This is a genomic window from Pseudomonas sp. Leaf434, from assembly GCF_001425545.1.
In the GTDB taxonomy this organism is placed as follows: Bacteria; Pseudomonadota; Gammaproteobacteria; order Pseudomonadales; family Pseudomonadaceae; genus Aquipseudomonas; species Aquipseudomonas siliginis.
On record NZ_LMQZ01000011.1, the window covers coordinates 70,445 to 93,822 of the forward strand.

23 protein-coding genes are annotated in these 23,378 nt (G+C 59.7%); 8 read left to right on the forward strand and 15 right to left on the reverse strand.

Going from position 1 to position 23,378, the window contains the following annotated elements:
* Positions 1-111 precede the first annotated feature (111 nt).
* From fkpB to murJ, 5 genes are all read right to left on the reverse strand, one after another.
* Positions 112-564: an FKBP-type peptidyl-prolyl cis-trans isomerase gene (gene fkpB, locus ASG55_RS22440; protein ID WP_056790492.1), complete on the reverse strand. Its 453-nt coding sequence runs from the start codon at positions 562-564 to the stop codon at positions 112-114.
* Positions 557-1,069, reverse strand: a complete 513-nt coding sequence (lspA, locus tag ASG55_RS22445) for a signal peptidase II (protein ID WP_056790494.1) — start codon at positions 1,067-1,069, stop codon at positions 557-559. The genes fkpB and lspA overlap by 8 nt, the downstream gene beginning before the upstream one ends.
* Positions 1,062-3,893 carry an isoleucine--tRNA ligase gene (gene ileS / locus ASG55_RS22450; RefSeq protein ID WP_056790497.1) on the reverse strand — a complete coding sequence of 944 codons (2,832 nt, stop codon included), beginning with the start codon at positions 3,891-3,893 and terminating at the stop codon, positions 1,062-1,064. The genes lspA and ileS overlap by 8 nt, the downstream gene beginning before the upstream one ends.
* A gap of 13 nt (positions 3,894-3,906) precedes the next feature.
* Positions 3,907-4,845, reverse strand: coding sequence for a bifunctional riboflavin kinase/FAD synthetase (ribF, locus tag ASG55_RS22455; RefSeq protein WP_016773125.1), 939 nt, complete (start codon positions 4,843-4,845; stop codon positions 3,907-3,909).
* Positions 4,846-4,974: 129 nt separating this feature from the next.
* Positions 4,975-6,513: a murein biosynthesis integral membrane protein MurJ gene (gene murJ, locus ASG55_RS22460; protein WP_016773124.1), complete on the reverse strand. Its 1,539-nt coding sequence runs from the start codon at positions 6,511-6,513 to the stop codon at positions 4,975-4,977.
* 252 nt (positions 6,514-6,765) lie between these two features.
* Between murJ and rpsT the strand changes: the two genes are divergently transcribed.
* Positions 6,766-7,038, forward strand: coding sequence for a 30S ribosomal protein S20 (gene rpsT, locus ASG55_RS22465; protein WP_003228351.1), 273 nt, complete (start codon positions 6,766-6,768; stop codon positions 7,036-7,038).
* Between the two features lie 185 nt (positions 7,039-7,223).
* Here the strand turns inward: rpsT and ASG55_RS22470 are convergent, their stop codons facing one another.
* The 5 genes from ASG55_RS22470 to rplU form a co-directional block, all read right to left on the reverse strand.
* Positions 7,224-7,691 carry a CreA family protein gene (locus ASG55_RS22470; RefSeq protein WP_041477794.1) on the reverse strand — a complete coding sequence of 156 codons (468 nt, stop codon included), beginning with the start codon at positions 7,689-7,691 and terminating at the stop codon, positions 7,224-7,226.
* Between the two features lie 10 nt (positions 7,692-7,701).
* Positions 7,702-8,820 (reverse strand): glutamate 5-kinase, encoded by a 1,119-nt coding sequence (proB, locus tag ASG55_RS22475; RefSeq protein WP_039761700.1) that lies wholly within the window; start codon positions 8,818-8,820, stop codon positions 7,702-7,704.
* Between the two features lie 137 nt (positions 8,821-8,957).
* On the reverse strand, positions 8,958-10,181 hold the full coding sequence (gene cgtA / locus ASG55_RS22480; protein ID WP_016773122.1) for an Obg family GTPase CgtA: 1,224 nt from the start codon (positions 10,179-10,181) through the stop codon (positions 8,958-8,960).
* Positions 10,182-10,374: 193 nt separating this feature from the next.
* On the reverse strand, positions 10,375-10,632 hold the full coding sequence (rpmA, locus tag ASG55_RS22485) for a 50S ribosomal protein L27 (RefSeq protein ID WP_016773121.1): 258 nt from the start codon (positions 10,630-10,632) through the stop codon (positions 10,375-10,377).
* A 35-nt stretch (positions 10,633-10,667) separates the two neighbouring features.
* Positions 10,668-10,979 carry a 50S ribosomal protein L21 gene (gene rplU / locus ASG55_RS22490; protein ID WP_007924746.1) on the reverse strand — a complete coding sequence of 104 codons (312 nt, stop codon included), beginning with the start codon at positions 10,977-10,979 and terminating at the stop codon, positions 10,668-10,670.
* Positions 10,980-11,220: 241 nt separating this feature from the next.
* On the opposite strand from rplU, the gene ASG55_RS22495 reads away from it, so the two are divergent.
* From ASG55_RS22495 to ASG55_RS22505, 3 genes are all read left to right on the forward strand, one after another.
* Positions 11,221-12,189, forward strand: a complete 969-nt coding sequence (locus ASG55_RS22495) for a polyprenyl synthetase family protein (RefSeq protein WP_016773120.1) — start codon at positions 11,221-11,223, stop codon at positions 12,187-12,189.
* A 181-nt stretch (positions 12,190-12,370) separates the two neighbouring features.
* Positions 12,371-12,712: a zinc ribbon domain-containing protein YjdM gene (locus tag ASG55_RS22500; protein WP_016773119.1), complete on the forward strand. Its 342-nt coding sequence runs from the start codon at positions 12,371-12,373 to the stop codon at positions 12,710-12,712.
* 204 nt (positions 12,713-12,916) lie between these two features.
* Positions 12,917-13,174: a PA4570 family protein gene (locus tag ASG55_RS22505; protein ID WP_016773118.1), complete on the forward strand. Its 258-nt coding sequence runs from the start codon at positions 12,917-12,919 to the stop codon at positions 13,172-13,174.
* 139 nt (positions 13,175-13,313) lie between these two features.
* Here the strand turns inward: ASG55_RS22505 and ASG55_RS22510 are convergent, their stop codons facing one another.
* The 3 genes from ASG55_RS22510 to ASG55_RS22520 form a co-directional block, all read right to left on the reverse strand.
* Positions 13,314-13,931: an FKBP-type peptidyl-prolyl cis-trans isomerase gene (locus ASG55_RS22510; protein ID WP_039761705.1), complete on the reverse strand. Its 618-nt coding sequence runs from the start codon at positions 13,929-13,931 to the stop codon at positions 13,314-13,316.
* Positions 13,932-14,051: 120 nt separating this feature from the next.
* The gene (locus ASG55_RS22515; RefSeq protein WP_056790499.1) at positions 14,052-14,357 is read right to left on the reverse strand and encodes a DUF6482 family protein; all 306 of its coding nucleotides are present in this window, start codon (positions 14,355-14,357) and stop codon (positions 14,052-14,054) included.
* Between the two features lie 130 nt (positions 14,358-14,487).
* Positions 14,488-14,976, reverse strand: coding sequence for a TIGR00645 family protein (locus ASG55_RS22520; protein ID WP_016773116.1), 489 nt, complete (start codon positions 14,974-14,976; stop codon positions 14,488-14,490).
* A gap of 160 nt (positions 14,977-15,136) precedes the next feature.
* Here ASG55_RS22520 and ASG55_RS22525 point away from each other — a divergent pair, with 160 nt between their 5' ends.
* Positions 15,137-16,966 (forward strand): hypothetical protein, encoded by a 1,830-nt coding sequence (locus tag ASG55_RS22525; RefSeq protein ID WP_056790501.1) that lies wholly within the window; start codon positions 15,137-15,139, stop codon positions 16,964-16,966.
* On the opposite strand, the gene ASG55_RS22530 is transcribed toward ASG55_RS22525, so the two are convergent.
* Complete coding sequence (locus ASG55_RS22530; RefSeq protein ID WP_016773114.1) at positions 16,963-17,283, reverse strand: PA4575 family protein; 321 nt, start codon at positions 17,281-17,283, stop codon at positions 16,963-16,965. The genes ASG55_RS22525 and ASG55_RS22530 overlap by 4 nt on opposite strands.
* A 324-nt stretch (positions 17,284-17,607) precedes the next feature.
* Positions 17,608-20,046, reverse strand: coding sequence for a Lon protease family protein (locus ASG55_RS22535; protein ID WP_056790505.1), 2,439 nt, complete (start codon positions 20,044-20,046; stop codon positions 17,608-17,610).
* 302 nt (positions 20,047-20,348) lie between these two features.
* On the opposite strand from ASG55_RS22535, the gene ASG55_RS22540 reads away from it, so the two are divergent.
* The 3 genes from ASG55_RS22540 (at position 20,349) to ASG55_RS22550 (ending at position 23,361) form a co-directional block, all read left to right on the forward strand.
* Positions 20,349-20,837 carry a DUF3015 domain-containing protein gene (locus ASG55_RS22540; protein ID WP_016773112.1) on the forward strand — a complete coding sequence of 163 codons (489 nt, stop codon included), beginning with the start codon at positions 20,349-20,351 and terminating at the stop codon, positions 20,835-20,837.
* Positions 20,838-20,933: 96 nt separating this feature from the next.
* Entirely contained in the window at positions 20,934-22,787 is a 1,854-nt protein-coding gene (locus ASG55_RS22545) for an Lnb N-terminal periplasmic domain-containing protein (RefSeq protein WP_056790507.1), read from the forward strand.
* A 217-nt stretch (positions 22,788-23,004) separates the two neighbouring features.
* The gene (locus tag ASG55_RS22550; RefSeq protein WP_056790510.1) at positions 23,005-23,361 is read left to right on the forward strand and encodes a hypothetical protein; all 357 of its coding nucleotides are present in this window, start codon (positions 23,005-23,007) and stop codon (positions 23,359-23,361) included.
* Positions 23,362-23,378: the final 17 nt, after the last annotated feature.

Sequence of the window (23,378 nt, forward strand, 5' to 3'; positions counted from 1 at the left end):
GCAGTCGCAGACCTTCAACGGACTTATCTCAGAATCCGTTGACTGGTCTGGGGGCGCTTCGCACCCCAGCGGGGATGAATCCCCTCGCCACAGAAGCTCACTCCTGCATTTTTAGATCGCTTTGACGGAAATGATTTCCACGTCAAAGGTCAGCGTCTTGCCCGCCAGCGGGTGGTTGAAGTCGACGGTCACTTGCGTGTCATCGAATTCCTTCACCACTCCTGGCAATTCAGTATTGGCCGCATCGTTGAAGATCACCAGCAGACCCGGCGACAACTCCATGTCGTTGAACTGCGAACGCGGGATGGTCTGCACGTTCTGCGGGTTTGGCTGTCCGAAAGCGTTTTCCGGCTCAACGGTCACTGTGCGCCTGTCGCCGGCCTTGAAGCCAAACAGTGCGGCTTCGAAACCCGGCAGCAGGTTGCCATCGCCGACCTTGAAGGTCGCCGGGGCCTTGTCGAAGGTACTGTCGACGGTGTCACCGTTTTCCAGGCGCAAGGCAAAGTGCAGGGTGACTTCGGTGTTCTGGCCGATGCGTTGCTCAGTCGATTGCGGTTCAGTCATGAGCAGCCTCTTCGGTTTTCTTCGATTTGAACATGTCCAGTGCCAGCATGATCGCGCCAACGGTGATCGCGCTGTCGGCAATGTTGAACGCCGGGAAATACCAGCGGTTCTGCCAGTGCACCAGAATGAAGTCGATCACATGGCCCAGGGCAATGCGGTCATACAGGTTGCCCAGCGCGCCACCCAGCACCAGTGCCAGGGCGACGGCCAGCCAGGTGTCGTTGCGACCCAAACGCTTGAGCCAGACCACCAGCACCGCACTGACGACAATGGCGATCAGCGCAAACAGCCAGCGCTGCCAGCCCGAGCTGTCGGCGAGGAAGCTGAAAGCAGCGCCAGTGTTGTAGGCCAGCGTCCAGCTGAACAGATCGGGAATGATCACGATCTGCTGGAACATTTCGAGCCTGGCTTCGAAGTAGAACTTGCTGGCCTGGTCAATGACCAGGACCAGCAGGCTCAACCACAGCCAGTTCAGCCGTCCGAAACGGCCAATGGCATCAGGCATAGTGACGAACCTCGCCAGCACCGCTGATGTTGTCGACGCAACGACCGCAGATTTCCGGATGCTCCGGGTTCACGCCGACGTCTTCGCGGCAATGCCAGCACCGCGCGCATTTCGGGAACGCCGATTTGACGATCTTCAGTTTCAGACCGCTGACTTCGGTGGCCACTGCATCGGCCGGAGCCTGAACGAATGGCGCGACGCTGGCAGTCGAGGTGATCAGGACAAAGCGCAGCTCGTTGCTCAGCTTGGCCAGATCGGCGCTCAGCGCCTCTTCGGCAAACAGCGTCACTTCGGCCTGCAGGTTGCCACCGACGGCTTTCGCCGCACGCTGGATTTCCATCTCTTTGTTGACCGCGACTTTCACTTCCATGATGCGATCCCAGTAGGCGCGACCCAGCTCGAAGCCTTCCGGCAGCTCGGTCAGGCCTTCGTACCAGGTGTTGAGCATGACCGACTCGTTACGCTCGCCCGGCAGGTATTGCCACAGCTCGTCGGCAGTGAAGGCGAGGATCGGCGCGATCCAGCGCACCAGCGCCTCGGAGATGTGGAACAGCGCGGTCTGGCACGAGCGACGGGCCTTGCTGTCGGCGCCGGTGGTGTACTGGCGGTCCTTGATGATGTCGAGGTAGAAACCGCCCAGCTCCTGCACGCAGAAGTTGTGGATCTTCGAGTACACGTTCCAGAAACGGTATTCGCCGTAGTGCTCTTGCAACTCGCGTTGCAGCAGCAGCGTGCGATCCACAGCCCAGCGATCCAGCGCCAGCATGTCTTCGGCCGGCAGCAGGTCGGTTGCCGGGTTGAAACCGGTCAGGTTGGAAAGCAGGAAGCGCGCGGTGTTACGGATACGACGATAAGCATCGGCGCTGCGGGTCAGGATCTGATCCGACACAGCGATTTCGCCAGAGTAGTCGGTCGACGCGACCCAAAGACGCATGATGTCGGCGCCCAGCGTATCGTTGATCTTCTTCGGCTCAATCACGTTTTTCAGCGACTTGGACATCTTGCGGCCGGACTCGTCGACGGTGAAGCCGTGCGTCAGCAGTTCGCGGTACGGCGCGTGGTTGTCGATGGCGCAACCGGTCAGCAACGAGGAGTGGAACCAGCCACGGTGCTGGTCGGAACCTTCCAGGTAGAGGTCGGCACGCGGGCCGCTCTCGTGGCCCATCGGGTGCGAACCGCGCAGAACGTGCCAGTGCGTGGTGCCGGAGTCGAACCAGACGTCGAGGGTGTCGCTGATCTTGTCGTATTGCGGCGCTTCATCGCCCAGCAGTTCGGCGGCGTCGAGTTTGAACCAGGCTTCGATGCCTTCGACTTCAACGCGTTTGGCGACTTCTTCCATCAGCTCGACGGTACGCGGGTGCAGCTCGCCGCTTTCCTTGTTGAGGAAGAACGGGATCGGCACGCCCCAGTTGCGCTGACGCGAGATGCACCAGTCCGGACGGTTGGCGATCATCGAATGCAGACGCGCCTGGCCCCAGGCCGGAACGAACTTGGTGTCTTCGATGGCTTTGAGCGAGCGCACGCGCAGGGTGTCGCCGCTGGTTGGCTCCTTATCCATGCCGATGAACCACTGCGCAGTAGCGCGGTAGATCAGCGGGGTCTTGTGGCGCCAGCAGTGCATGTAGCTGTGTTCGATGACGGTGGTGTGCATCAGCGCACCGACTTCGGTCAGTTTTTCGACGATAGCCGGGTTGGCCTTCCAGATGAACTGGCCACCGAAGAATTCCAGCGACGGCACGTACACGCCGTTGCTCTGTACCGGGTTGAGGATGTCGTCGTTGACCATGCCGTATTTCTTGCAGGTCACGAAGTCGTCCACGCCATAGGCCGGGGCGGAGTGAACCACGCCGGTGCCTGCACCCAGTTCGACGTAGTCAGCCAGGTACACCGGCGACAGACGATCGTAGAACGGGTGACGGAAGTTGATCAGCTCCAGCTCTTTACCGGTGGTGGTGGCGATGACCGAACCTTCCACGCCATAGCGCGCCAGGCAGGCTTCGACCAGCTCTTCAGCCAGCACCAGCAGCTTGTCGCCGATATCGACCAGGGCGTAGTTGAATTCAGGGTGCACGTTCAGCGCCTGGTTGGCCGGGATGGTCCACGGGGTGGTGGTCCAGATCACGATCGCAGCAGGTTTGCTCAGCGAGGCCAGACCGAACGCGGCAGCCAGTTTGGCTTCATCAGCGATCGGGAACGCAACGTCGATGGTCGAGGACTTCTTGTTCTCGTACTCGACTTCCGCTTCAGCCAGAGCCGAACCGCAATCGAAGCACCAGTTCACCGGCTTGAGGCCCTTGAAGACGAAACCGCCCTTGACGATTTCGGCGAGGGCGCGGATTTCACCGGCCTCGTTCTTGAAGTCCATGGTCTTGTACGGGTTGGCGAAATCGCCGAGCACGCCGAGACGGATGAACTCGGACTTCTGCCCTTCGATCTGCTCGGTGGCGTAGGCACGGCACAGCTCGCGGGTCTTATCCGCGCCGAGGTTCTTGCCGTGGGTCACTTCAACCTTGTGCTCGATCGGCAGGCCATGGCAATCCCAGCCCGGGACATACGGCGCGTCGAAACCCGACAGGGTTTTCGAGCGGATGATCATGTCCTTGAGAATCTTGTTCAGTGCGTGACCGATGTGGATCGTGCCGTTGGCGTACGGAGGGCCGTCGTGCAGGACGAACTTCGGACGATCCTTGCCAATCTCGCGCAACTTTCCGTACAGGCCAATACTGTCCCAGCGCTGCAGGATCTGCGGTTCGCGCTGTGGCAGGCCGGCCTTCATTGGGAAGGCGGTGTCCGGAAGGTTTAGCGTGGCTTTATAGTCGGTCATTTAAGGCTCTTCATTAGCGATGGGCGCTAGGTGCGGCTAGTGCACGGGCGGTGGCGACATCCGCATTGATCGCCGTTTTCAATGCCTCCAGAGAGGCGAAGCGCTGCTCTTCACGCAGCTTTTGGTGGAAAACCACCGTCAAACGCCGGTCATACAGATCGCCGGCAAAATCTAACAGATGGACCTCGAGGTGGGCTTTGCCATCCCCTTGCACCGTTGGGCGCACGCCGATATTGGCGACGCCGGGCCAGGTCTTGCCGTCGATATCGACATTCACCAGATACACCCCGGTGAACGGCACGCGACGACGCTTGAGTTGAATGTTGGCAGTGGGCGTGCCCAGTTGCCGGGCCAGTTTCTGCCCATGCAGCACGCGACCGGCGATGCGGTACGGACGGCCGAGCAAGCGTTCGGCCAAGGCAAAATCGGCCGCAGCCAAGGCGTTGCGCACCTGCGTGCTGCTGACGCGAATGCCGTCCAGCTCGACGGTTTGCGCCGCTTCGACGGTGAAACCGTGAACCTGCCCGGCCTGCATCAGAAAATCGAAATCGCCGAGGCGGTCGCAACCGAAACGGAAATCGTCACCGACCTCCAGATGCTGCACGCCAAGGCCATCGACCAGAATGGTATCGACGAACTCACTGGCGCTGAGCTTGCTCAGCCGCTGGTTGAAAGCGAGGCACAAGACCCGGTCGACGCCTTCAGCGGCCAGCAATTGCAGCTTGTCGCGCAACCGCGCCAGACGCGCCGGAGCGGTGTCGGGCGCAAAGAACTCCCGTGGCTGCGGCTCGAAAATCACCACGCAGCTGGGTACGCCCAACTCGAGCGCACGCTCACGCAGCCGGGCCAGGATAGCCTGGTGACCACGGTGAACACCGTCAAAGTTGCCAATAGTGGCGACGCAGCCCCGATGCTGGGGGCGCAAGTTGTGGAGGCCTCGAACCAGCTGCATAACGCGCTTCTTGCTCATAAAGTGGTCGATTATAACCACACCCGACGGCCGACGACAGGCAACACCGTAACGCAAAGTGAACGAGCCGACAAAACCGCCGGCCCATGCCTGCTCATAAAGGCTGAAACCTCAGCTCAAGGCCTTGCGATTGAAGTCGCGCAGACGGAAACCCAGCAGCAGCAACATACCGAAATACGCCACCACACCGGCCACCACCAGCGCACCCAGGCGCAAGAAGCGCTCAAGCATATGGCCCTCATCCCAGGCGGGCATGAAATGCATGCCGGCCAGCAACACCGCCGACATCACGGTCACCGCAACGACCAGCTTGAAGCCGAATTTGCCCCAGCCCGGTTGCGGTTGATACATCTTTTGCTTGCGCAGTTGATAGAACAGCAGCCCGGCGTTCAGGCAAGCACCGGCACTGATCGCCAAGGCAAGGCCGGCGTGGGCTAGTGGGCCGATCAACGCCAGGTTGAACAACTGCGTGCAGACCAGCGTGAAAATTGCGATTTTCACCGGGGTGCGAATGTTCTGTTGCGCATAAAAGCCCGGCGCCAGCACTTTGATCACGATAATCCCGAGCAGGCCGACCGAATAGGCAATCAGCGCGCGCTGGGTCATCTCGGCATCAAAGCCACTGAACTGACCGTACTGGAACAACGAAACAGTCAGCGGCTCGGCAAGAATCCCCAGTGCCAGCGCGCACGGCAACACCAGCACAAAGCACAGGCGCAGCCCCCAATCGAGGATCCGCGAGTATTCGTGGCGATCCTTGCTGGCGTAGGTCTTGGCCAGCGTTGGCAGAAGAATCGTGCCGAGCGCCACGCCCAATACGCCCGACGGCAATTCCATCAAGCGGTCGGCGTAATACATCCACGACACCGAACCTGCGACCAGAAACGAGGCGAAGATGGTGTTGATGATCAGCGAAATCTGACTGACCGACACGCCGAGAATCGCCGGCAGCATCTGCTTCATCACCCGCCACACGCCGCTGTCGCGCAGGTTCAGGCGTGGTAGCACGAGCATGCCGATCTTTTTCAGGTGCGGCAGCTGATACAGCAACTGCGCCAGACCACCTACCAGCACCGCCCAGCCAAGAGCCATGACCGGCGGATCGAAATACGGCGTGAGGAACAGCGAAAACACGATCATGCTGACGTTGAGCAGAGTCGGTACGAAGGCCGGCACCGAGAAGCGGTTCCAGGTATTCAGAATCGCGCCGGCCAGCGACGACAGCGAGATCAGCAATATATAAGGAAAGGTCACCCGCAACAGATCGGAGGTGAGCTGGAATTTTTCCGGGGTATCGGTAAAACCGGGCGCCGTGGCCCAGATCACCCAGGGGGCGGCGATCATGCCCAGTGCAGTCACAACCGCCAACACCAGCGTCAACAGGCCCGATACATAGGCAATGAAGGTGCGCGTCGCCTCTTCGCCCTGCTGGCTTTTATATTCGGCCAGGATCGGCACGAACGCCTGGGAGAAAGCCCCTTCGGCAAAGATGCGCCGCAGCAGGTTGGGCAGTTTGAAAGCAATAAAGAAGGCATCCGTGGCCATCCCGGCGCCGAATGTTCGCGCGATCAGCGTGTCACGAACAAAACCCAGAATCCGGGAAAGCATCGTGATAGAGCTGACGGCGGCCAACGATTTGAGCAGATTCATTGAGAGAGTTTGTGCCTGTCGATAAACAGCAGGCGAACAATGCGCCTACTTGTGCGATACTCCGCGCCGCAACAGCACAGAGCCAAAGCTCGCGAGTTTACAGGTCAAGCGCCGGAAATAAATATCCCGCCTCTTTATACCTACCACTTAGCGGAACGATTCAAGTGCCCTTGACAAGACAAGTCTTCATCGGCATGATTCGCGGCCTATTTTGTTTGCTATTTCCTAAAAAGTCTTTCGAGGAGCTCGACGGTGGCCAACTCACCTTCCGCCAAAAAACGTGCAAAACAGGCTGAGAAGCGTCGCAGCCACAACGCCAGCCTGCGTTCCATGGTTCGTACCTACATCAAGAATGTAGTTAAGGCCATCGACGCAAAAGACGCTGAAAAAGCTCAAGCTGCATACGTTCTGGCTGTGCCAGTTATCGACCGTATGGCCGATAAAGGCATCATCCACAAGAACAAGGCTGCTCGTCATAAGAGCCGTCTGAATGGCCACGTCAAAGCGCTGAAAGAAGCCGCTTAATCGACGTAGTCATTAAAAAACCGACCTCAGGGTCGGTTTTTTATTGCCTGTGATTTAACAAGCTACAGGCAAAAAAACTGTGGGAGCGAGCCCGCTTGCGAATGCGATCTGCCAGTTGATATTTCTATCGACCGACATGACCTCTTCGCGAGCAGGCTCGCCCCCACAGTTCGGATTGGTGGCGCTTATTGCTGGACCGGCACCCACGGCAGGATCGGGATCGCCGTCACGGCATTCTGCGGACTACCCTCGATCAAGCGATCGCTGTAGACCAGATACACCAGCGTGTTGCGCTTCTTGTCGAGGAAACGCACCACCTGCATGGTCTTGAACACCAGCGAGGTGCGCTCCTTGAACACCTCGTCGCCGTCCTTCAACTCACCCTTGAACTTGATCGGCCCGACCTGACGACAAGCGATCGAGGCTTCGGCACGATCCTCCGCCAGACCCAGACCACCCTTCACTCCGCCGGTCTTGGCGCGAGACAGGTAGCAGGTCACGCCCTCGACTTTCGGATCGTCGAAGGCCTCGACCACGATCCGGTCATTCGGCCCGACAAACTTGAACACCGTCGACACCTGACCGATTTCCTCGGCCGAGACCAGCAATGGCATGGCCATCAGCAGGCCCAACAATCCTTTCGCTACACGCATCGAATTTTCCTTAGACCAGAATCAGGTTGTCACGGTGAACCAGTTCCGGCTCCGCCATGTAACCGAGCAAACCGACAATCGCATCCGACGACTGACCGATGATTTTTTGCGCTTCCAGAGCGCTGTAATTGGCCAGACCCCGAGCGATCTCCCGACCGTCCGGCGCCACACAGACGACCATCTCACCGCGACGGAAACTGCCCTGAACCAGTTTCACCCCCACCGGCAGCAGACTTTTGTTGCCCTTGGACAACGCCGACACCGCCCCCTCATCCAGCACCAGAGTGCCACGGGTTTGCAGATGACCGGCCAGCCACTGCTTGCGCGCCGCGAGCATGCCACGCTCCGGCGATAGCAGCGTGCCAATGCGCTCGCCCGCCTTCAGGCGATCGAGCACACGCTCAAGCCGCCCGCCGACGATGATGGTGTGCGCACCGGAACGCGCTGCCAGGCGTGCCGCACGCAACTTGGTCTGCATGCCGCCGCGCCCCAGCGCACCACCGGTACCGCCTGCAACCGCATCGAGCGTCGGATCATCGGCGCGCGCTTCATAAATCAGCTGCGCATCGGGATTGTTGCGCGGATCAGCGTCGAACATGCCGTCGCGATCGGTAAGGATCACCAGCAGATCAGCCTCGACCAGATTGGCCACCAGCGCCGCCAGCGTGTCGTTGTCGCCAAAACGGATTTCATCGGTGACCACGGTGTCGTTTTCATTGATCACCGGAATGACCTTCAGCTCGACCAGTGCACGCAAGGTACTGCGGGCGTTGAGGTAGCGCTTGCGGTCGGACAGGTCGTCGTGGGTCAGGAGAATCTGTGCAGTGTGCCGGCCATGCTCGGCGAAGCTCGACTCCCACGCCTGCACCAACCCCATCTGACCGATTGCAGCGGCCGCCTGGAGCTCGTGCATGGCACTGGGTCGTGCGGTCCAGCCCAAGCGACTCATGCCGGCCGCTACCGCCCCGGAGGACACCAGCACCAGCTCGACGCCCGCCTCATGCAGCGCCACCATCTGCTCGACCCAGACACTCATTGCCGCGCGATCCAGCCCTTTGCCGTCAGCTGTCAGCAAAGCGCTGCCGATCTTCACGACCCAACGCTGCGCACCTGTCACCTTGCTCCGCATCATCTTCAACCTTAGCTTGAGGGCAGCGCGACCTGGCACTGCCCGTGACGTTAATCGTGGCGATTGCTGACCAACGATCGATTTCCGGATACTAAAACGCCGCTCGATTGAGCGGCGTTCAAGTTTATCGCAACGGATCAGTCACGCACGTAAATGATTTCCGGACCGTCTTCGTCATCCACATCTTCTTCGTCCCAGTCATCGTCGCCGATGTCATGGACCGACTTCACGCCACTGCGACGCAGGGCACGCTTGTCGTCCAGCGCCTGCAACTGCGCACGGGCTTCGTCTTCGATGCGCTGATCGAGATCGGCCAGCTCTTCCTTGTACGCAGGGTCTGCGGCGAGGCGATCGGCACGGTCTTCCATGTAACGCATGATGTCGTGGCACAGACGCTCGGTACCGATCTTGGCGATGGCCGAGATCACGTACACCGGACCAGTCCATTCCAGGCGATCGACGATTTCCTTGACGCGAGCATCGTGCTCTTCTTCAAGGATCTGATCGCACTTGTTCAGCACCAGCCAGCGATCACGCTCGGCCAGCGACGGGCTGAACTTGATCAGCTCGTTGACGATCACTTCAGCTGCGTCCGGAGCACTGGAATCATCCAGCGGCGCCATGTCGACGAGGTGCAGCAGCAGACGCGTACGCGCCAGGTGCTTGAGGAAGCGAATACCCAGGCCGGCACCATCGGAAGCGCCTTCGATCAAGCCCGGAATGTCGGCAATGACGAAGCTTTTCCAGCGATCGACGCTGACCACACCCAGGTTCGGCACCAGTGTGGTGAACGGGTAGTCGGCGACTTTCGGCTTGGCGGCCGAGACCGAACGGATAAAGGTACTTTTACCGGCGTTCGGCAAGCCCAGCAGACCGACGTCGGCCAGCACTTTCATTTCCAGTTTCAGGTCACGCTGCTCGCCCGGCTTGCCTGGCGTGGTCTGACGCGGTGCACGGTTGGTACTGGATTTGAAACGGGTGTTGCCCAGACCGTGCCAGCCGCCCTGTACTACCATCAGCTTCTGACCGGCCTTGGTCAGGTCGCCGATGACTTCCTGAGTGGCGGAGTCGATCACAGTGGTGCCGACCGGCACGCGCAGGATCAGGTCTTCGCCCTTCTTGCCGGTGCAGTCGGTGCTGCCACCGTTGGAGCCACGCTCGGCATCGAAGTGACGGGTGTAACGGTAGTCGACCAGGGTATTGAGGTTTTCGTCGGCCATCATGTAGATGGAACCGCCGTCACCGCCATCACCGCCGTTCGGGCCACCATTTTCAATGAATTTTTCCCGACGGAAACTCATGGCACCGTTGCCACCGTCACCGGCCTTTACGCGAATCGATACTTCATCAACAAACTTCATAACCAACGCCTCTCGCCGTACGGACGAGCCGAAAAACAATCAAGACATAAGACTCTTGCAAAAATGAGCGCAGCGACCCCAAGACACGACCTGCATCGCACGCCGACAGCCCATACAAACAGCTTTGCAAGAGACTCATCCCACAAACGAAAAAGCCCCGTCGCAAGACAGGGCTTCTCCAGCGATCTCGCGATTAAGCCGCGATTACGCTCACGTAACGACGACCGAAGGCGCCCTTTACTTCGAACTTGATCACGCCTTCGATTTTAGCGAAGAGAGTGTGATCCTTGCCCATGCCAACGCCGTAGCCAGCGTGGAATTGGGTGCCGCGCTGACGCACGATGATGTTGCCGGCCTTGATGACCTGGCCGCCATACATCTTCACGCCAAGGCGTTTGGCTTCTGAGTCGCGACCGTTACGGGTACTACCACCAGCTTTTTTGTGTGCCATGAGTTCAATTCTCCTAGTGAGGAATTAGGCTGTAATTAAGCCTGAATACCGGTGATTTTGATCTCGGTGAACCACTGGCGGTGGCCCATACGCTTCATGTGGTGCTTACGGCGACGGAACTTGATGATGCGGACTTTATCGTGACGACCTTGGGAGATCACTTCAGCCTTGACGGTTGCGCCAGCAACAACTGGTGCGCCGATGTTCACGTCGTCGCCATTGGCGACCAGCAGAACGCGATCAAAAGTCACGGATTCGCCAGTAGCGATTTCCAGTTTTTCGATCTTCAGGTATTCACCTTCAGCGACCTTGTATTGCTTACCGCCGGTAACGATTACTGCGTACATGGTATTTCTCCGATAATCCTGCTCACCCAGCTCTTTATAAGAAGAGGTATTGGCTGGCATGGCTGCATGGGGCTGGAACGGCCCAAGTGCAATTGCGTAAGGCAGGTGCTGCCCAGGAAGTTCAGGGTGCGCGATTGTACGCAAGCAATCTGCCTCGCGCAAGTGGCCGTCCATCGCGCCTTGACAGGTCTGGACGGGGGTCCTAGCATGCCGCGCAACCCTTCTGGAGCGACTCTCGCTGATGCAACCCCAAGCTTTCTACCGCGCGGTGGCGGACGATTTTAGCGCCGTCGACGGCATCATCAAGAAGCAGCTGACGTCTCGAGTGCCGCTGGTATCGAAAATCGGCGATTACATCACGTCGGCCGGCGGCAAACGCCTACGTCCTTTATTAGTGTTGCTGTGTGGCAAGGCCCTGGGTCGCGAAGGCGACGACATGCGCCTGCTGGCCGCCACCATCGAATTCCTGCACACCGCGACCCTGCTGCATGACGACGTCGTCGACATGTCCGGCATGCGCCGTGGCCGCTCGACCGCCAACGCCATGTGGGGCAACGCCCCGAGCGTGCTGGTCGGCGACTTCCTGTATTCGCGCTCGTTCGAAATGATGGTCGAACTGGGCTCGATGCCGGTGATGAAGATTCTCTCCCAGGCCACGCGCATCATCGCTGAAGGTGAAGTGTTGCAGCTGTCCAAGGTGCGTGACGCCAGCACCAGCGAAGAAACCTACATGGAAGTCATCCGCGGCAAAACCGCGATGCTCTTCGAAGCGTCGACCCACAGCGCCGCCGCCCTGGCTGGCGCGACCGCCGAGCAGAGCGAAGCCCTGCGCACGTTCGGCGATCACCTGGGTGTGGCGTTCCAGCTGGTTGATGACCTGCTCGACTACAAAGGCGACGCGGAAACTTTGGGCAAGAACGTCGGCGACGATCTGGCCGAAGGCAAGCCGACCCTGCCGCTGATCTACACCATGCGCGAAGGTACGGCCGAACAGGCGGCACTGGTGCGTCAGGCGATCCAGAAAGGCGGGATCGAAGACCTGGAAAGCATCCGCATCGCCGTCGAAGCGTCCGGCTCGCTGGAGTACACCGCGCAACTGGCCCGCGATTACGTGGCCCGCGCGATCAAGTGCCTCGAGGCGCTGCCGGCCAGCGAATACCGCGATGCGCTGGTGGAACTGAGCGAGTTCGCGGTAGCCCGCACGCACTGATTCATCCCCTGTGGGAGCGAGCCTGCTCGCGAAAGCAATCTGCCAATCGACTCAATGTTGACTGACACAGCGCTTTCGCGAGCAGGCTCGCTCCCACAGTTGTTTCTGCGCTATGCCCTCCTCCGCGTAAAACCCTATACAATGTGCGCCCTTTAGCCCTCCTGATACCCAAGGAACCTTAGTGAGCACGTTGCCACCCTGCCCGAAATGCAATTCCGAATACACCTACGAAGACGGCACCCAACTGGTCTGCCCCGAGTGCGCCCACGAGTGGTCTGCCAGCGGCGAAGCCGAAGTGGCGGCCGATGATGCCGTGAAGAAAGATTCGGTCGGCAACGTCCTGCAGGACGGCGACACCATCACCGTGATCAAGGACCTCAAGGTCAAAGGCACGTCGCTGGTGGTCAAGGTCGGCACCAAGGTCAAGAACATCCGCCTGTGCGATGGCGATCACGACATCGACTGCAAGATCGACGGCATCGGCCCGATGAAGCTCAAATCCGAGTTCGTCAGAAAAGTCTGAGCCTTGCGTCATCCATCCTGCGCCAGCCGTGGGATGGAGCTTTGCCCTCCCCGCTTCAGCTCAATGAAGCCGCGTATGGCGATCAGCCAGCCATTTTGATCTGACACAACCTTTACCCGGAAAAATCCACGATCCGCCAATAGGCACTTGCTATTTGATGAATAAGAATTATTCTCATTGAAACCTTTCAAGGAGATGAGACCCATGACTTATTTGATCGACGCCTGGCTGGATCGCCCACACCCGTACCTCAGAATCCTCCATCGGGAAACCGGCGAAGTCTGTGCGGTGCTTGAAGAAGAAGCTTTGCATGAGCTGCAGGATCAAGGTGATCTGGACGTCAGCAGCCTCAATTCCAGCGAGCCGCTGGTACTCAAGGAGCTGGTGCGCAATCTGTTCCTGTTCTGCTATGCCCGGGCGTTGCGCCCGACCAATGAGCTGCACAACAAGATCGAAATATGAGCAGCATTAAAAAAACCTGTGGGAGCGAGCTTGCTCGCGAAAGCGATAAATCAGCCAACGAATGAGTCGACTGAAAAACCGCCTTCGCGAGCGAGCTCGCTCCCACATTTTTTAGCCCGCCATCAAGGCAGGCTCGGTATTACAGAACGTCCAGCAGCTCGACGTCGAATACCAGAACGCTGTGCGGCGGGATGCTGCCCACGCCTTGTGCGCCGTAAGCCAGTTCGCTCGGCACGTACAGGCGCCATTTGCTGCCGGCATTCATCAGTTGCAGGGCTTCGGTCCAGCCAGCGATCACGCCGCCAACCGGGAATTCTGCAGGCTGGCCGCGCTCGTAGGAGCTGTCGAACACAGTGCCGTCGATCAGGGTGCCGTGGTAATGCGTACGTACCTGGTCTTCACGGGTCGGCTTGGCGCCTTCGCCCTGAGTCAGCACTTCGAATTGCAGGCCGGAGGCCAGAGTGGTGATGCCGTCACGCTTGGCGTTTTCGGCGAGGAAGGCCAGGCCTTCGCCAGCCGCGGCTTCAGCCTTGGCCGCTGCTTCGGCTTGCATGATCTCGCGGATCACCTTGAAGCTGGCGGACATTTCTTCCTGGCCAACACGGCTTGGCTTGCCGGCGAAAGCGTCGGTCAGACCGGCCAGGATCGCGTCCAGGCTGACACCCGGTGGCGGGTTGTCGCGCAGCTGGTCGCCGAGTTGACGGCCGATACCGTAGCTGACGCGGGTTTCGTCGGTGGACAGATTTACTTCGGACATGACACTGCTCCGCTGTGCGGACGGCCACAGGACTTGCCGTGCGTGCACAGCGCGTCCCGGCGCGCCCGGAACCAAAAGGGCGAGCAGACTAGCACAGATACCCCGGACTTGGGGCCGGGGCTACAGGGCCGAACGCCAGGCGAGCGGCACTTTCAGGCTTTCATCGAGGTCACCGACCAGGCCACACATTTCGTCGTGGACCGAGGTGTGCACAAGATTGAAGGGCAGTACCGGAAAGGCATGCAGCAGATCCCGCGCGTGCTCCACTGAGCGCAGCGTCAGCATATTGCCCTTGAGATCGCTCAACGGATACGCCGTCCCATGCATCCTCGCTTCCAACAGGTAAATGCCACCCTCCATCGAGATCAGGTTCAACTCATCGACCTTCCTGGCAACAGCAAACGCGTTCAACTCTTGCAGGTTCATGGAAGCACCTCACACATAGCGAATCGCACCGTTACAGGCATAGGCCGCTGCGCTTGAAAGCACAAGCCACAAACGAAACCGCCCGTCTGTTTCGCAACAGACGGGCGGTTTTTTTGCCTTGATCGGCTGATCAGTGCTTGGTGACCTTGTCCAGGTAACCCATGGCAAACGCGGACACCACAAAAGTCATGTGAATGATCACGTACCACATCAGATGCTCGGGATCGACGTTCTTGGCATCCATGAAGATGCGCAGCAGGTGGATCGAAGAAATCGCCACGATCGACGCCGCGACTTTCATCTTCAGCGACGACGAGTCCATGGTGCCCAGCCAGCTGAGCTTCTCTTTGCCTTCGTCGATGTCCAGTTGCGAGACGAAGTTCTCGTAACCGGAAATCATCACCATTACCAGCAGACCGCCCACCAGCGCCATGTCGATCAGCGACAGCAGCACCAGAATCAGGTCCGATTCAGCCATGGCGAAGACGTTGGGCAGGATATGGATGATTTCCTGGAAGAACTTCAATGCCAGCGCCAGCAGACCGAGGGACAGGCCGATGTAGATCGGCGCCAGCAGCCAGCGGGTGGCGTACATTGCATTTTCGATAAAGCGTTCCATTGACTCTCACACAAGGGGCTGGAAATGGCGGCGAGTATAACAGCCCGCTGTGACAGCCAGAAACCGCCGGAAAATCCGCCACCTGCGTGTGTGTGACAAAGTTTTTCTGCTAGTGTCCAAAGCATTGACAGCCCAATGACAGTGGACAGGACGCGTGGAAATGGATGTGCGATCAGCCTTGACGACTGCCGGTATCTGCCTCGCCTTGCTCATCGGCGGTTGCTCGCCCGGCGATGAAAAACAAGTCGCCAACCTTGACGAAAAGACCGCCACCTTCGAACAGTCACTGGACACGATCAGCGATCCCAAGCTCAAGGACGCCATCACCGAACTCGGCGGTTCGCTGCTGTTGCTCGAACGCGCCCGACTCAAGCTCGACGACATCACCCCGCATACCGAATACGGTGCCGACGCCCTCGCCGTGCTCAAGCACTACCCTACCCCGCAGGCGCTGGTCGATACGTTCATCAACGGCCTGTTCGTGCTGCACAAGGACGCCAGTTCGGATTACCTGACCGATCTGCAACCGGTACTCCCGTTCAACCTGAACATTCCCGGCGGTTTTCTGTTCCCGCACGGCATCGAATGGCATTCGGTCACGTTGAGCAACAAACGGGTGATCGCCTGGCAGCCGGAATGGTCGGAAACCGATCCGGGCATTCAGCTCAGCCCGTCCAGCTCCAACGTGACCAACCCCGATGACCTGACGGTGACCTATCCGTTCATCGATGGCCTCAACGTCGACAAAAAAAGCCTGCCACAACCGGTCAGCCTGCAAGGCCAGGTCGAGGTCATTGCGCCCCGTCGCTTGTACAGCTTCGACCTGACGCACAAAGACGTCGGCCAGACCCGCAGCAACGACAATCTCAGCGTCAAACTGCTCAAGCTGGAAAAAAACTACGCCGAGGTCGAAGTCAGCAACAGCCTGCCGCTCGCGGCAGAAGTCGCCGAAACCCGGATCAATCCGCTGATCGTCCAGGCCCGCGACGCCAGTGGCCAATACCTGGTGCGCGCCGGTTCGATCAACGAAAGCCCGGAGCAGGTCGAGTTTTACCAGAAGCAACTGACGCAGTTACAGAAGCAGAAGAGCTGGAGCGACACCCTGGAAAAACAGCTCAGCGACGAACAGCAAGCCTTCGAGAAAGAACACCCGCGCCGCTACAACAAGGTGTATTTCCACGGCCCGATCGACACACTGGAAGTCAGTGTGCTCGACTTCTCCTCGGCAACAGTGACGCGCAAATCCCTGGACCTGCCGGTGCGCACCTTCAATCCGCACACCACGGCCAAAGCCGTGCAGCCGCTGGACCTGCCAGTTGTGGTGTATGACGATCTCGCCGCCAACTGGCTCAAAGGCGCGGACCTGACCGAGGAACAATTGAAGGCCGGCGTGCGCATTCATCAATCGGTGGAAGAGCCGAGCGCGGCGCGTATCGAGTTTTCCCACCGCCGCACCTTCAATGACGAATTGCTTGGCGACCAACTCAATCCCGGCGTCAGCCCGGTGACTTTCTTCACGGAAAAGCGCGGCGGCAAACTCGACGAGCCGATCGAACTGCCGCCCGAGGCGTATCAGGTCGATCCGCTGCAAGCGACGATTACATATGATCTGAACCTGTTTCCGGAAACCCCGGCGATTGCCGTGGGCTCGATGCCGTTATTTCTGGCCACGGTGGCCAAGCAATCCTACGACGCGCAGTCATTGCCCAAAGGCCTGGCGATCAAGGACAACACGCTGGTGGTCGACCTGAAAACCTTCCCGGCCAACGAATGGCGTTTCTTCGTCAAGGACGACAGTGGCCACTACCTCAAGCAGATTCTTTCGGTCAGCCACGACGCCAGTGCAGAAGGCCCGGCGCTACTCGGCGTGCACTATTTTTACGGTCGCCCGACTCGCGTGGAAACCTATCAGCGCACCGACCTCGCCACCGTGCAATACGGTTTTGAGGTCAAGCTCGACAAGGCGCAGGTCGACCAGTCAGCACCTTAACCGTTGAGGCTGCGCCCACGGCCGCCGTTGATCTGCCGCAACTGGGCTTGCAGATGCAGGCTCCAGATCTGCGGATCATCGGCCAGTTCGTAACCATGCAAGGTCAGGCTTTCAACGATGGTGTCGAGAATCGACTCGGCCGCCACCGGGCCATGGAACGGGCCTTGGGCTTTGATCGCGGAAGGTTGTTCGCCGGCCATGCCGGCCGCGAAGAGCAGCGTCCACATGCCGTTGTCGCCGGCCAGCGGCTTGACGGCGCATTCGATCCGGGTCACCAGACCCAGGCATTGACGGGTGAGACAGAGGTTGCGCGACATGGCGGCGACCCTCGGTAAAGCCGGTATTCAGCCCCCATGGGAGGACTGGCTCGATCCAGTGATACTGTCGATATCCTTGACCTGAGAATAGAAGAAAAGTGTCCTGCGCAAGCCAAATGGAACCAGAAGGCGCCGAATGGTCATTGTGTGAATATTGGCGCCAGACTCGTGACACATTCCCCGAAGATCCCCGCAGAAATCAATCTGGAAAAGCATTGTGGGAGCGAGCCTGCTCGCGAAGACGATGGATCAGCCAACTCATTCGTCGATTGATACAGCGCTTTCGCGAGCAGGCTCGCTCCCACAGGGTCTGGCGTGAACTGATCAGGCCGGTTTGGCTTCGGCGAGAGCCTCCTGCGCCAGCTCCTTCTCGGCCTCTTTCAAGTCCTCTTCGCTGATCATCTCGGCGATATCGCGCAGGCGCTCGACCACTCGGGCATTGATGCTGCCTTCGGGGAATTCGCCATCGGCGTTCGGCTCTCCGGCCGGCTCGCCCACCAGCAGGCTCAGCGCCTCATCGGCCTGACGCACCGCATACACGTGGAACTGGCCGGCGCGCACGGCGGCGAGGACTTTCTCATCGAGCATCAGCGTGGCGACGTTGGCCTGGGGAATGATCGCGCCCTGCTCACCGGTCAGACCGCGTGCTTCGCAGAGGCGGAAGAAGCCTTCGATCTTCTCGTTGACCCCGCCGACCGCCTGCACTTCGCCAAACTGGTTGATCGAACCGGTGATGGCAAAACATTGCTTGAGCGGGGTTTTCGACAGTGCCGAAATCAGCGTGCACGCCTCGCCCAGCGATGCACTGTCGCCGTCGACGTAACCGTACGACTGCTCGAGCGCAATGCTTGCCGAAATCGCCAGCGGGAATTCCTGGGCGTAACGGCTGCCCAGATAACCGGTGAGGATCATCACGCCTTTGGAGTGAATCGGCTGGCCGAGGTTGACCTCACGTTCGATGTCGACGATACCGCTGCCGCCCGGATAGACCGTGGCGGAAATCCGCGCCGGCACGCCGAACGCCGAATCACCGACCTCCAGCACCGTCAGCCCGTTGCACTTGCCGACTGCTGCACCGTCAGTGTCGATGAGGATGATTCCGGCGAGCATGTCGTCGAGAATCCGCGCCGAGACCCGCCCGGTGCGGGTGGCCTTGGCTTTAAGGGCGCGTTCGATATGGCCGGCGTCGGTCATTTCATCGCCGGCCAGATGGCGAATGAAATCCGCCTCGCTGACCAGTTGGAACAGATCGCCAATGCGCGCCGACAAGCGCCCCTGATGCTCGGCCAGCCGTGCGCTGTAGGTCGCCAATCGTGCCACCGCATCGGCGGTCAACGGCGCCATGCCTTCTTCCGAAGTACGCGTCTTCAGGAGCTGGGCGAACTGCTCGAGGCTTTCGTCGACCATCGGGATGTCTTCGTCGAAGTCGACCAGAACGCGAAACATCTCCTGGAAGTCCGGATCGAGATCCTGCAGCGTGTAATACAGCTGCCGCGCACCAATGATGATGACTTTGACCTGCAGCGGGATGTGCTGCGGATTCAGGGTCATGGTGGCGAAGCGGCCCATCTCGCCCAGCGGCGACTCCATTTTCAGTTTGCGCGATTGCAGGGCGCGTTTGAGCGCATCCCACACGAACGGCTCGCTGAGCATTTTTTCCGCTTCAAGAATCAGGAAACCGCCGTTGGCGCGGTGCAGCGCCCCCGGACGCAACTGCCGGTAAGTGGTGTAGAGCGCACCCTGATCGGTGGTGTACTCGATGCGGCCGAACAGGTTTTCGTAGGTCGGATGTGGCTCGAATACCACCGGTGCACCGCCGCTGGCCGGATGCCCGACCACCAGGCTTGGTGCGTATTGTTCTTCCAGCAACTTGCGCGCGACGGCGTCGGTCTTGCTGTCGTCGACCAGTTGTTCGACCACGGTTTTCAGCAGGTAGACCTGCATCGCTTGCAGGTAACCGCAGACACCGGCGTTCTCCGCGTACTTCTCCGACAGCGGCGCCAGCAACGGCTGCAAGGCCAGGGTGATGGTTTCTTCATTGAGGTGGCGCAGTTGATTGTTCGACTCGCGCTTCCACTGCGGCAGGCTGGCGAGTTCTTCGTTCAGGCGCTCTTCGAGGCCGGAAATGTCATCGTGAAACCGCTCGCGCTCGGCCTCCGGCAACTGCGCGAATTCGGCTTCGTCCAGGGCCTTGCCGTCGAGCATCGGCGTGAAGGCGATATTGCTGCTGTCGCGGTACAGGGCGACGTCTTTTTCCAGGGCCAGCCGCTCGATAATGTCCAGCGCCTTGTCGTAGCGCTGGTTGAAGGCGCGGTCGATGGCGCTTTTTTTCTGCTGGTAGGACGGGTGTTCGAAAACCGCCGGAAAAGTCGCCAGCAGGTTGTCGATCAGGCCGTTGATGTCAGCGATGAACGAGGCCGCCGTGCCCGATGGCAGCTCCAGTGCACGCGGTTCGCGCGGCTCATCGAAGTTGTTGACGTAGACCCAGTCCGCCGGGGTCTGCAGGCGCTTGCCTTCGGCTTTCAGGTAGCGTTTGACGAACGAAAAACGGCCAGTGCCGGGCTCGCCCATGACGAATACGTTGTAACCGGGGCGTGGCATCGCCACACCGAACTGCAAGGCTTCGACCGCGCGTTCCTGGCCGAGCACACCGCGAAAGGGCTCCAGATCATTGGTGCTAGTGAAGCTGAACTGTTCAGCGGAAAACGGACGAGTCAGCGCTTCGGGCGCAAGACGCAGGCTGGCAGCAACAGGATCAGGCATCGGGCTTCCTTAACAATCAGGCGGGGCAGGTAGCGGCATTCTGGCGCTGCCCGTGCCCCACTGGCAAGGCGCGCCACATGACAAAGCATAGACAAGCGCGCGGCCGGCCGACGCATCCCGATAAATCAGAGGTTTATTCCAAATATTTTGCAAAAAATCACGGAACCGCTGGAACGTGCCTAAACTCCAAACTGCGCGGCTGGAACTAATACCGGCCCACTGACACTTTCGGTTCTGTCCTCGGGCAGAGCGCGAAGGGCCAGAACCCTGTCCATTGGTATGCACATAAAGAGAACAAAGCTATGAAACGGATTCTTCTCGGTACTCTCTTCACCGCTGTATCCATCAACGCAATGGCGCAAGCCCCGGGCGGCCCGGATTGCGGTTGGGGCAACATGCTGTTCGAAGGTCAGCGTGGCACCCCGGCGCACTTCCTTGCTTCCACCACCAACGGCACTTCCGGTAACGCCACGTTCGGTATGACTTCCGGCACCAACGGTTGCTCGACCAACGCATCGCTGACCTACGGCGGCAAATCCTGGTTCGCCATGAATGGCATGATGAACGAGCTGTCCGAAGACATGGCCAAAGGCAATGGCGAAGCGCTGACCACTTATGCCGTGGTCCTGGGCGTAGCACCGGAAGATCGCGCGCACTTCGCGCAAGTGACCCACGAGCACTTCCAGCAGATCTTCAGCAAGGCTGACGTGACCGCTGAAGACGTGCATACCAACACCCTGGCGGTACTGAAATCGGACCCACGTCTGGCCAAGTACGCAACTCAGGCTTAAGCTCGACCCCGCCCGCTTCCTTCGGGAAGCGGGTTTTGTTTTTTTGGCCCGCCCCTCTTTGGGTCTTTTATTTCTTTCCTGTTCAAGTTGCCGACTATGCTCAAACGCCTTGCCTGGCTGGCGCTCTGTGTCTGCGCCCCGCTGTCCGCCGCGCCTCACATCGATCCTCAACGTTTGCAGCAACTGGCCAACGACCGCTTCTGGATTTCCCTCGGTCATTACGAAACCGCCAAACTCGGCGGCTGGCGCAGCTATGTCAGCGACAAGAAGTTCTTTCTCGCGCCCGACGGCAACGAGCATCCGGACCGCGAACTGGCCGCCACCGTTCAGGCGCTGTACGCCCCGGCCAGTCTCGGCGAACAACACGCACAATGCGTCTACCCGGCGCGTACACGCTGGCTGAAAGCGCAGCTCAATCTCGCCGACCTGCCAGCGCCCGAATGCGCCGAATACAAGCAATGGTTCAAGGACGTCTCGCCGCACAGCGCGGTGATGATCTTCCCGGCGGCGTATCTCAACAGCCCTTCGTCGATGTTCGGCCACACCCTGCTGCGCATCGATCAGGCGGATGTGCAGGCCGACAAGACTTCACTGCTCAGCTACGCGATCAACTTCGGTGCCTACATCGAAGGCTCGGACAACAGCATTCTGTATGCCTGGAAAGGCTTGATGGGCGGCTACCCGGGGCTGTTTGCGCTGGTGCCGTATCAGGAAAAACTCTCGGAATACCGCAGCCTGGAAAACCGCGACCTGTGGGAATACCGCCTCAACCTGACTCAGGAAGAAACCGCACGCATGGTCGAACATGTGTGGGAGCTCAAGCAGATCCAGTTCGACTACTTCTTCTTCGACGAAAACTGCTCGTATCGTTTGCTGGAACTGCTGCAAGTGGCGCGACCGAGCCTGCGCCTGACCGAACAATTCCCGCTGACCGCGATCCCGACCGACACTGTCAAAGCGGTGAAAGAGGCCGGGCTGGTCGAACACATCGAATATCGCCCGTCCCGCGAACGTGAACTGCTCAGCCGCGCCGAACCGTTGAGCGATGAAGAACAGCAATGGGTGCTCAAGGTCAGCGCCGATCAAAAAGTCCTGCAAGAGCCGACGTTCAAGGCGCTGCCGCGCGCGCGCCAGGCGTTGATCGTCGACGCCGCCTATCGTCTGGAGCGCTACCGCGCCAACGGCCAGGAGCGCGACCCGCAACGAGCGCAGCGCAGTTTTGAACTGCTGCGGGCGATCAACAAGAACCCGGCGCCGGAGTTGGAAATTCCGCAACCCGGTCTGCCCGAAGATGGCCACGAGTCCCGCACCTGGCAGGCCGGCCTAGGTACGCGAGGCGATCGCGCCTTTGGCGAATATGGCCTACGCATGGCTTATCACGACCTCAATGACAACGCCGAAAGCTTTCCTCTCGGCGCGCAGATCGAGATCCTGCAACTGAAGCTGCGCCAATACGAAAGCAATGACTGGCAGTTGCAGCAACTGGACCTGGCCACCATTCGTTCGCTGACACCGCGCAACGAGCTGCTGCAACCGCTGTCGTGGCAAGTCACCGGTGGCCTTGAGCGCGTGCCGGGCAAGCATGATGACGAGACGCTGGTCAGCCATGTCAACGGTGGCGGCGGCGGCACGTGGCAGTTGGGCGAAGACGTGCTCGGCTTCGCGCTGGGCACGGTACGCGTGGAACACAACAATGACTTCGCCGAGTTTGTTTCCCCGGCTGGTGGCTTCAATACCGGCGTGCTATGGAAAAACCCGCTGGGCAATCTGAGCCTGGAGGCCAAGGGCGACTACTTCTTCAACGGCGAAGTGCGCCGTAGCCTGAGCCTGAATCAGCAGTGGGAGCTGTCGCGCAACCTCGGTTTGCGCCTGAGCGCTCAGCGTGAATTCAGCCAGCTCGCCAGCCCCGAGACGGAAGTCATGCTGGAAGTGAAGTGGTATCACTACTGATCCCGCGCCTGTGAATCTCCCTGTGGGAGCGAGCCTGCTCGCGAAAACGGTGGGCCTGTCAATAGTAGTGTTGCCTGACACGGCGCCTTCGCGAGCAGGCTCGCTCCCACAGGGGCCTTGTGGTGTGCAATGGATTTTTCACAGGCCTTCGACAGCCGCCTCATGAATCGCCTTCTAGACTTCCCGTATCAGCCGAAAACCGGCGCGGGAGAGTGCGATGTGGCGGTACGTGGGATTGTTGGGCGTTGTATTGGCGCTGGGCGGTTGCCAGACCACCCATGAAGACTTGATCGCTAAGGGTTATCCACCGGCCTTCGCCGACGGTTTCGATGACGGTTGCGTCAGCGGCCGGCAAGCGGCGGGCTCGATCAGCGGTGAGTTTCGCAAGAATGTGCCGCGCTATCTCAAGGACCAGCAATACGCCGACGGCTGGGTCGACGGCTTCCGCCAATGTCAGGCGATGCTGGAAAACAGGGATCGCGAGCAATATCGCAACGAACATTGGGATGAGCGCGAACGTGCCTGGCAGCAGCAGAAGGACCAGGACGTCGGGCGGGCTTATCGCTCGCAATAGGTCGCTTGCAGACATCC

Bases quoted from the DNA above. Each gene is read 5' to 3' on its own strand.
- ileS (WP_056790497.1), bottom strand. From the start codon at position 3,893: ATGACCGACTATAAAGCCACGCTAAACCTTCCGGACACCGCCTTCCCA.
- ASG55_RS22505 (WP_016773118.1), top strand. From the start codon at position 12,917: ATGACTTATTTGATCGACGCCTGGCTGGATCGCCCACACCCGTACCTC.
- ASG55_RS22525 (WP_056790501.1), top strand. From the start codon at position 15,137: ATGGATGTGCGATCAGCCTTGACGACTGCCGGTATCTGCCTCGCCTTG.
- rpmA (WP_016773121.1), bottom strand. From the start codon at position 10,632: ATGGCACACAAAAAAGCTGGTGGTAGTACCCGTAACGGTCGCGACTCA.
- rplU (WP_007924746.1), bottom strand. From the start codon at position 10,979: ATGTACGCAGTAATCGTTACCGGCGGTAAGCAATACAAGGTCGCTGAA.
- ASG55_RS22520 (WP_016773116.1), bottom strand. From the start codon at position 14,976: ATGGAACGCTTTATCGAAAATGCAATGTACGCCACCCGCTGGCTGCTG.
- ASG55_RS22470 (WP_041477794.1), bottom strand. From the start codon at position 7,691: ATGCGTGTAGCGAAAGGATTGTTGGGCCTGCTGATGGCCATGCCATTG.
- fkpB (WP_056790492.1), bottom strand. From the start codon at position 564: ATGACTGAACCGCAATCGACTGAGCAACGCATCGGCCAGAACACCGAA.
- ASG55_RS22540 (WP_016773112.1), top strand. From the start codon at position 20,349: ATGAAACGGATTCTTCTCGGTACTCTCTTCACCGCTGTATCCATCAAC.
- ASG55_RS22550 (WP_056790510.1), top strand. From the start codon at position 23,005: ATGTGGCGGTACGTGGGATTGTTGGGCGTTGTATTGGCGCTGGGCGGT.
- ASG55_RS22510 (WP_039761705.1), bottom strand. From the start codon at position 13,931: ATGTCCGAAGTAAATCTGTCCACCGACGAAACCCGCGTCAGCTACGGT.
- proB (WP_039761700.1), bottom strand. From the start codon at position 8,820: ATGCGGAGCAAGGTGACAGGTGCGCAGCGTTGGGTCGTGAAGATCGGC.
- ASG55_RS22545 (WP_056790507.1), top strand. From the start codon at position 20,934: ATGCTCAAACGCCTTGCCTGGCTGGCGCTCTGTGTCTGCGCCCCGCTG.
- lspA (WP_056790494.1), bottom strand. From the start codon at position 1,069: ATGCCTGATGCCATTGGCCGTTTCGGACGGCTGAACTGGCTGTGGTTG.
- ASG55_RS22530 (WP_016773114.1), bottom strand. From the start codon at position 17,283: ATGTCGCGCAACCTCTGTCTCACCCGTCAATGCCTGGGTCTGGTGACC.
- murJ (WP_016773124.1), bottom strand. From the start codon at position 6,513: ATGAATCTGCTCAAATCGTTGGCCGCCGTCAGCTCTATCACGATGCTT.
- ASG55_RS22515 (WP_056790499.1), bottom strand. From the start codon at position 14,357: ATGAACCTGCAAGAGTTGAACGCGTTTGCTGTTGCCAGGAAGGTCGAT.
- cgtA (WP_016773122.1), bottom strand. From the start codon at position 10,181: ATGAAGTTTGTTGATGAAGTATCGATTCGCGTAAAGGCCGGTGACGGT.
- ASG55_RS22535 (WP_056790505.1), bottom strand. From the start codon at position 20,046: ATGCCTGATCCTGTTGCTGCCAGCCTGCGTCTTGCGCCCGAAGCGCTG.
- ribF (WP_016773125.1), bottom strand. From the start codon at position 4,845: ATGCAGCTGGTTCGAGGCCTCCACAACTTGCGCCCCCAGCATCGGGGC.
- ASG55_RS22495 (WP_016773120.1), top strand. From the start codon at position 11,221: ATGCAACCCCAAGCTTTCTACCGCGCGGTGGCGGACGATTTTAGCGCC.